General features: G+C 56.2%; 7 protein-coding genes. 1 reads left to right on the forward strand and 6 read right to left on the reverse strand.

Going from position 1 to position 6,820, the window contains the following annotated elements:
- Positions 1 to 3 precede the first annotated feature (3 nt).
- From msrQ to H8S59_RS25170, 6 genes are all read right to left on the reverse strand, one after another.
- Complete coding sequence (msrQ, locus tag H8S59_RS25145; RefSeq protein WP_187523187.1) at positions 4 to 624, reverse strand: protein-methionine-sulfoxide reductase heme-binding subunit MsrQ; 621 nt, start codon at positions 622 to 624, stop codon at positions 4 to 6.
- Complete coding sequence (gene msrP / locus H8S59_RS25150) at positions 624 to 1,637, reverse strand: protein-methionine-sulfoxide reductase catalytic subunit MsrP (RefSeq protein ID WP_095098219.1); 1,014 nt, start codon at positions 1,635 to 1,637, stop codon at positions 624 to 626. The genes msrQ and msrP overlap by 1 nt, the downstream gene beginning before the upstream one ends.
- A 63-nt stretch (positions 1,638 to 1,700) precedes the next feature.
- Complete coding sequence (gene pssA, locus H8S59_RS25155) at positions 1,701 to 2,558, reverse strand: CDP-diacylglycerol--serine O-phosphatidyltransferase (RefSeq protein WP_095098222.1); 858 nt, start codon at positions 2,556 to 2,558, stop codon at positions 1,701 to 1,703.
- Positions 2,559 to 2,715: 157 nt separating this feature from the next.
- Positions 2,716 to 3,732, reverse strand: coding sequence for a ketol-acid reductoisomerase (gene ilvC / locus H8S59_RS25160; RefSeq protein ID WP_027900358.1), 1,017 nt, complete (start codon positions 3,730 to 3,732; stop codon positions 2,716 to 2,718).
- A gap of 47 nt (positions 3,733 to 3,779) precedes the next feature.
- Positions 3,780 to 4,271: an acetolactate synthase small subunit gene (gene ilvN / locus H8S59_RS25165; RefSeq protein ID WP_020293234.1), complete on the reverse strand. Its 492-nt coding sequence runs from the start codon at positions 4,269 to 4,271 to the stop codon at positions 3,780 to 3,782.
- Between the two features lie 2 nt (positions 4,272 to 4,273).
- Positions 4,274 to 5,998, reverse strand: a complete 1,725-nt coding sequence (locus H8S59_RS25170) for an acetolactate synthase 3 large subunit (protein WP_095098655.1) — start codon at positions 5,996 to 5,998, stop codon at positions 4,274 to 4,276.
- A gap of 402 nt (positions 5,999 to 6,400) precedes the next feature.
- On the opposite strand from H8S59_RS25170, the gene H8S59_RS25175 reads away from it, so the two are divergent.
- A partial coding sequence (locus H8S59_RS25175; protein ID WP_187523188.1) for a DUF4124 domain-containing protein occupies positions 6,401 to 6,820 on the forward strand: 420 nt, incomplete at its 3' end.

Below are 6,820 nucleotides of genomic sequence, written 5' to 3' on the forward strand. Positions count from 1 at the left end.
TATTTACGCTTTTGTGGGAACTTTTGGCTTTCTACCTATGAGACGCGGGATTCGCCCTGCAATCATTGGGATACGAAGAGCAAGCAATCCCAGCCCTATCACCGCATATAAGGACCACTCCTTCAAATCCGCCCGCACAATCCAGAACATATGCAGCAGGCCTAATCCCAAAATCACGTATATAAGCCGGTGTAGCTTCTTCCAGCGACTGCCCAGCCGCCGCTGACTGTAGCGGTTGGATGTCACCGCCAGCACCAGCAGCCCTATAAAAGCCAGGCTGCCGACAATGATGTAAGGCCGCTTCACCAGCTCAACGCCTAACTGCGACCAATCCAGCCCCAGTATGAAGACCGCGTATGCACTCATGTGCATGAAGACATAAGCGAAGCACCACAGACCCAACTGACGCCTGACGACGATCCAGCCCGCCCACCCCGTCAGTTTCTGCAGTGGCGTCATTGCCAGCGTAATGAGTAGCAGTATCAGAGTCCCCAGACCGAGCCTGTCGACAAGCACCTTCCCTGGATCAGGCCCCAGTGCAAAGATCCATGCCTGATACAACCAGAGCACCGGGGCAACACAGGCAGCAAAAAAAACGCCGAAGCGCCAGAACGGGTAACGCATCAATAATTCTTCCGCAAATCCAGGCCTGTGTATAAGGAGGCAACCTCCTCCCCGTACCCGTTGAACATTTCGGTTTGCCGCACATTGGGACTAAACAACCCGCTCGGCAACCTGCGCTCATGTGCCTGCGTCCAACGGGGGTGATCGACCGTCGGGTTCACGTTGGCATAAAAGCCATATTCGTTAGCGGCGATACTTTGCCAGGTCGTCTTGGGCTGCTCGCTGACCAGGCTGATTCTCACAATGGACTTCACGCTTTTAAAGCCGTACTTCCATGGCACCACCAAACGCAGCGGCGCGCCGTTCTGGTTAGGCAGCTCACGCCCATACATACCAACCGCAAGAATCGCCAAAGGATTCATCGCTTCGTCCAGCCTCAGTCCTTCGACATAAGGCCAGTCGATCAGCGCAAAACCCGAACGCTGCCCCGGCATCGTTTTTGGGTCCTGCAAGGTTTCAAAACGGATGTACTTCGCCTTGGCGGTAGGCTCGACCTGCTTGAGCAATGCGGAGATGGGAAAACCAATCCAGGGAATGACCATGGACCAGGCCTCCACACAGCGCAGTCGATAAATGCGCTCTTCCAACTGATAAGGCTTCATGAAGTCTTCGAGTGCATAGCGACCCGGCTTACCGACCTCGCCATCGATGACCACAGTCCATGGCTCGGTTTTCAGCGACCCGGCATTCTGCGCCGGATCCCCCTTGTCGGTGCCGAACTCATAGAAGTTGTTGTAGTGCGTCGCATCCTTGTAGGGGGTGATCGCCTCCCCCTTGACGTTGACCGCCTGCCACTTGGTGTCGGGAAGCTTCTCGGCAAACCAGCCGGGAGCCTTGCCAGGCTCAACATCCGGATAAAGAGAAGGATCAGCAGCGCTCGCCCAACGTGGCATGGCACTGACGGCCAACCCGGCGAGCGAAGCCCCCAAGAGGCCACGGCGAGAGAGATAGATAGATTCGGGGGTGACGTCCGACTCTTTGCAAGCGGACGCTGACGGAATTTTGATTAGCATGATGACTCCACAATCCAGAGGAACTGATGCACCAATAGACTGTGGAGTATGGGGGAAATTACATCATTCGGCCGACTTGTGGCGACGAAGACGTAACAAATACTGAATCGGGCCAGATGCTGCATAAGCGAGGAAAATCAGCAGCAAAATGCGCGGCGGGTCGCTGAACACGACAGCGAAGACCAGCACGACTGCCAGAATCGCGACAAACGGCACACGCCCTTTCAGGTCCAGCTCCTTAAAGCTGTTGTACTTGATATTGCTGACCATCAGCATGCCCGCAGCAGCAACCAACAGCGCAACCAGGAAAGACAGCTTGGAACCCTGAATTCCGTAGTCGCTGAATGCCCACACGGTACCCGCAACAACGCCCGCCGCCGCAGGGCTGGCCAGACCGATAAAGTAGCGCTTGTCAGCCTTGCCAACCATGGTGTTGAAACGCGCAAGACGCAGCGCAGCACCGGCGACATAGATGAAGGCGACCATCCAGCCGACCTTGCCCATGTCTCCCAATGCCCAGCCAAAGGCCAGGAGCGCCGGGGCAACACCGAAAGCGACCATGTCAGACAGAGAGTCGTACTCCGCGCCAAATGCGCTCTGAGTATTGGTCATCCGCGCCACCCGCCCATCCAGACCGTCAAGCACCATGGCGACGAAGATGGCGATGGCGGCAAAAGCAAAATACTTGCTCGCCCCAGCGGTATCTCCCGCAGCCAAGGCACTCTGTGCGCTCATGGAGCTGATAATGGAATAAAAGCCGGCGAACAGGTTCGCAGTGGTAAACAGATTGGGCAGCAGATAGATACCGCGATGCCGGACCTTGCGGCCTTCGGCGTCATGCCCTTCTTCAATGTGCTCATCGATCGGTAGCAGGCTTTCGGCGTCAGAGGCCTTGTTTGGCTCTTCAGGACGTTCGCTCATAGACTTTACCTTGCAACGGTGTGGAAAGTTTCGACAGATGCTTGCGACGAGTGTTCGTCCGCAAACGATGCAGCTTTATACCAGAAGCGTCTGCGCATAACGAAAAAACGCGGCCGATTGGCCGCGTTTTTCTAGCGCAAAACAGCGTCGCGAGGACTTAGTTCTTGGCTTTGTCGACGATTTTGTTGGCACCGATCCACGGCATCATCGAGCGCAGTTGCTCACCGATGATTTCGATACCGTGAGCAGCGTTGTTACGACGCTTGGCGGTCATCGAAGGGTAGCCGGTAGCGCCTTCGCTGATGAACATCTTCGCGTATTCGCCGTCCTGGATGCGCTTCAGAGCGTTGCGCATGGCCTGACGGGATTCGGCGTTGATCACTTCAGGACCAGTCACGTACTCGCCGTATTCGGCGTTGTTGGAGATCGAGTAGTTCATGTTGGCGATGCCGCCTTCGTACATGAGATCAACGATCAGCTTCAGTTCGTGCAGGCACTCGAAGTAAGCCATTTCCGGAGCGTAGCCAGCTTCAACCAGCGTCTCGAAACCAGCTTTAACCAGCTCAACAGTACCGCCACACAGAACAGCCTGCTCGCCGAACAGGTCGGTTTCAGTCTCGTCTTTGAATGTGGTTTCGATGATACCGGTACGGCCGCCGCCCACGCCCGAAGCGTAAGACAGTGCGACGTTTTTGGCGTTGCCCGAAGCGTCCTGGTAAACAGCGATCAGGTCAGGGATGCCGCCGCCTTTGACGAATTCAGTGCGAACAGTGTGACCTGGCGCTTTTGGCGCGATCATGATCACGTCCAGATCAGCGCGTGGCACGACCTGGTTGTAGTGAATCGCGAAGCCATGGGAGAAGGCCAGGGTAGCGCCCTTCTTGATGTTCGGCTCAACTTCGTTCTTGTACAGCGCGGACTGGAACTCGTCCGGGGTCAGGATCATGACCAGGTCAGCAGCAGCAACAGCCGAAGCGACGTCAGTCACTTTCAGGCCATGGGCTTCAGCCTTGGCGACAGTAGCCGAACCTTTACGCAGACCAACAGTGACATCAACGCCGGAGTCTTTCAGGTTGCACGCTTGAGCGTGGCCCTGGGAACCGTAACCGATGATGGCAACTTTTTTGCCCTGGATGATCGAAAGGTCGCAGTCTTTGTCGTAATAAACTTTCATGGAATTCCCCTGTTATCGTGGCCTTCAGGCCATTTTGCAAAATGAGATTAGATGCTCAGCACTTTGTCGCCACGGGCAATGCCCGTTACGCCGCTGCGTACTGTTTCCAGGATAGCGGCAGTGCCGATGGCCTGAATGAAGCTGTCCAGCTTGTCGCTCGTACCGGTCAGCTGCACGGTATAAACGCTGGCTGAGACGTCAACGATTTGCCCGCGGAAGATATCCGTGGTGCGCTTGATCTCGGCGCGCTGGGCGCCCGTAGCCTTGACCTTTATGAGCATCAGCTCACGCTCGATGTGAGCGCTCTCCGACAGATCAACCAGTTTGACTACCTCGACCAGCTTGTTGAGGTTTTTGGTGATCTGCTCGATCACCTCATCCTGGCCGACAGTGGTCAGCGTCAGACGCGACAGGGTCGGGTCTTCGGTCGGTGCCACGGTCAGGCTTTCGATGTTGTAGTTGCGCTGTGAAAACAGGCCGACGACGCGAGACAGTGCACCCGGTTCGTTTTCCAGCAAAAGGGAAATGATGTGCCGCATGATTAAGTCCGCTCCGTCTTGCTGAGCCACATATCGCGCATGGAGCCGTCTTTGATCTGCATCGGGTAAACGTGCTCGGTGACGTCAACCTGAATGTCGATGAATACCAGACGGTCCGTCATGGCGAACGCCTCTTCCATCTTCGGCTTCAAATCTTTCAGATCCGTGATCTTCATCCCGACGTGGCCATAAGCTTCGACGAGTTTCACGAAGTCAGGCAGCGACTCCATATAGGAGTGGGAATGACGACCGCTGTAGCTCATGTCCTGCCACTGGCGAACCATGCCCAGCACGCCGTTGTTGAGCAGGATGATTTTTACAGGCAGACCGTATTGAAGGCAGGTCGACAGCTCCTGAATGTTCATCTGGATACTGCCTTCGCCTGTTACACACGCAACGTGCGCTTCAGGGAAGCTCAGCTTGACACCCATCGCAGCCGGAAAGCCAAAGCCCATGGTGCCCAGACCGCCGGAGTTGATCCAGCGATTCGGTTTGTTGAAGCGATAATACTGGGCAGCAAACATCTGGTGCTGACCAACGTCGGACGTCACAAAGGCATCGCCGTTGGTGACTTCGCACAAGGTCTCGATGACTTTCTGCGGCTTGATAACGCTGCCATCGCCCGGGTTGTACGGGAACAGGTCACGATCGCCACGCCACTCGTCAATCTGCTTCCACCAGCTGGCGACCAGCGCCTTGTCGGGCAGCTCGCCGATTTCCTTGAGGGTCGCGACCATTTCAGTCAGAACGCTCTCGACCGGACCCACGATAGGCACATCAGCCTTGATGGTCTTGGAGATGGACGCCGGGTCGATATCGATGTGGATAATCTTGGCATTCGGGCAGAACTTGGCCGCACCGTTGATGACACGGTCGTCAAAACGCGCGCCAACAGCCAGGATCACGTCAGCGTGGTGCATCGCCAGGTTGGCAGTGTAGCTGCCGTGCATCCCCAGCATGCCGACAAACTGACGGTCCATGCCTGGATAGCAGCCCAGGCCCATCAGGGTATTGGTCACGGGAGCGTTGAGCTTTTGCGCCAACTCAGTCAGCGGCTCGGAGCCATTGCCCATGATCACGCCGCCACCGGCATAAATGATCGGACGCTTGGCTGCCAGCAGCATTTCGACTGCCTTGCGGATCTGACCCGAGTGACCACGGACGGCCGGGCTGTAGGAGCGCAGCTTGGCTTTCTTGGGGAATACGTACTCGAACTTCTCGGCCGGGTTGGTCATATCCTTTGGAATATCGACAACCACGGGGCCGGGACGACCGGACTGCGCCAGATAGAATGCCTTTTTCAGAACTTCAGGGATTTCCGATGGATGCTTGATCATGAAGCTGTGTTTCACGATCGGCCTGGAAATACCGATCATGTCGGTTTCCTGGAATGCATCGGTGCCGACCAGTGTGCTCGCGACCTGACCCGACAGCACGACCATTGGAATCGAATCCATGTAAGCCGTGGCGATACCGGTGATTGCGTTGGTAGCACCTGGACCTGAAGTGACCAGTACCACACCGGCCTTGCCGGTAGCGCGCGCATAGCCGTCAGCCATGTGCGTCGCCGCTTGTTCGTGACGAACAAGAATGTGGTTCACGGCAGGCTCTTTGAACAGGGCGTCGTAAATGTGCAGGAGGGCACCGCCTGGGTACCCGTAGATATGCTTAACGCCTTCGTCACGCAAAAAGCGGACGACCATTTCAGCGCCGGATAAGAGCTCCACGTTGTTCACCTCTAAAACGCCAGAATACCGTCCACAAACGAGGACGGGTCTTAATAGGTTTTACTGCCAAGCAGAGCATGAGCGACGGTGGTCGCCGACTACGTCAGCACTGACTGAGCAAGTATTGGGTAACCCCTGAGTGTTTCGGGGCGTTCCCACCCAGCGCGAGGTAACGCGTTGCGGGTGTAACAGGTCGGCGCGGGTGTGCGCCTCATGATCTACCGAGATGGTCTGCTTCTGGCAGTCCCTTCACAGCGAACTTTGGATTGTTGTGATTCGACTGCCCCAAGTCAAGTCATCCGTGAGCTTTCTTCCAATTAACCGCACCAAAGTGCGCCGAATAAGGTGATGAACACAGCCTTGTGGTAGTTTTCAGGACAAACGTACCTGGAAGGAAGCAGCATGCGTTGCATGATTATCGCCATCATGGTGGCACTGACGCTCGGCACCACTGCCCAAGCGGCTCAGATTTATAAATGGGTCGACGATCAGGGCGTTACCCATTTTGATGCCCAGCCCCCCGCCGGGCGACAAACCCAACAGATTGATATTCAGAAACCGCCCACCCCGCCAGCGCCTGCCAACTCGAAGTCGGCAATAGACGGTGAGGCAGAGCAGCGCGCAGTCGACAGCGTGGTCAAAAAGAAAGTCGCTGAGGAAGAAAGCCGACGCGCCGAGGACTGCAAGCTTCTGCGGACCAACCTTTCCCAGCTACAGAACAACCCTCGTGTGCGGGAGCAGGTCGAGGGTGGACTGAAAAGGCTTTCGGAAGATGAGCGTCAGGGGCGTATTGCCGAAACTCAGAAGGCAATTAGCGATTAT

Origin of the sequence: Pseudomonas folii (genome assembly GCF_014357575.1) — a bacterium.
Taxonomy (GTDB): Bacteria; Pseudomonadota; Gammaproteobacteria; order Pseudomonadales; family Pseudomonadaceae; genus Aquipseudomonas; species Aquipseudomonas folii.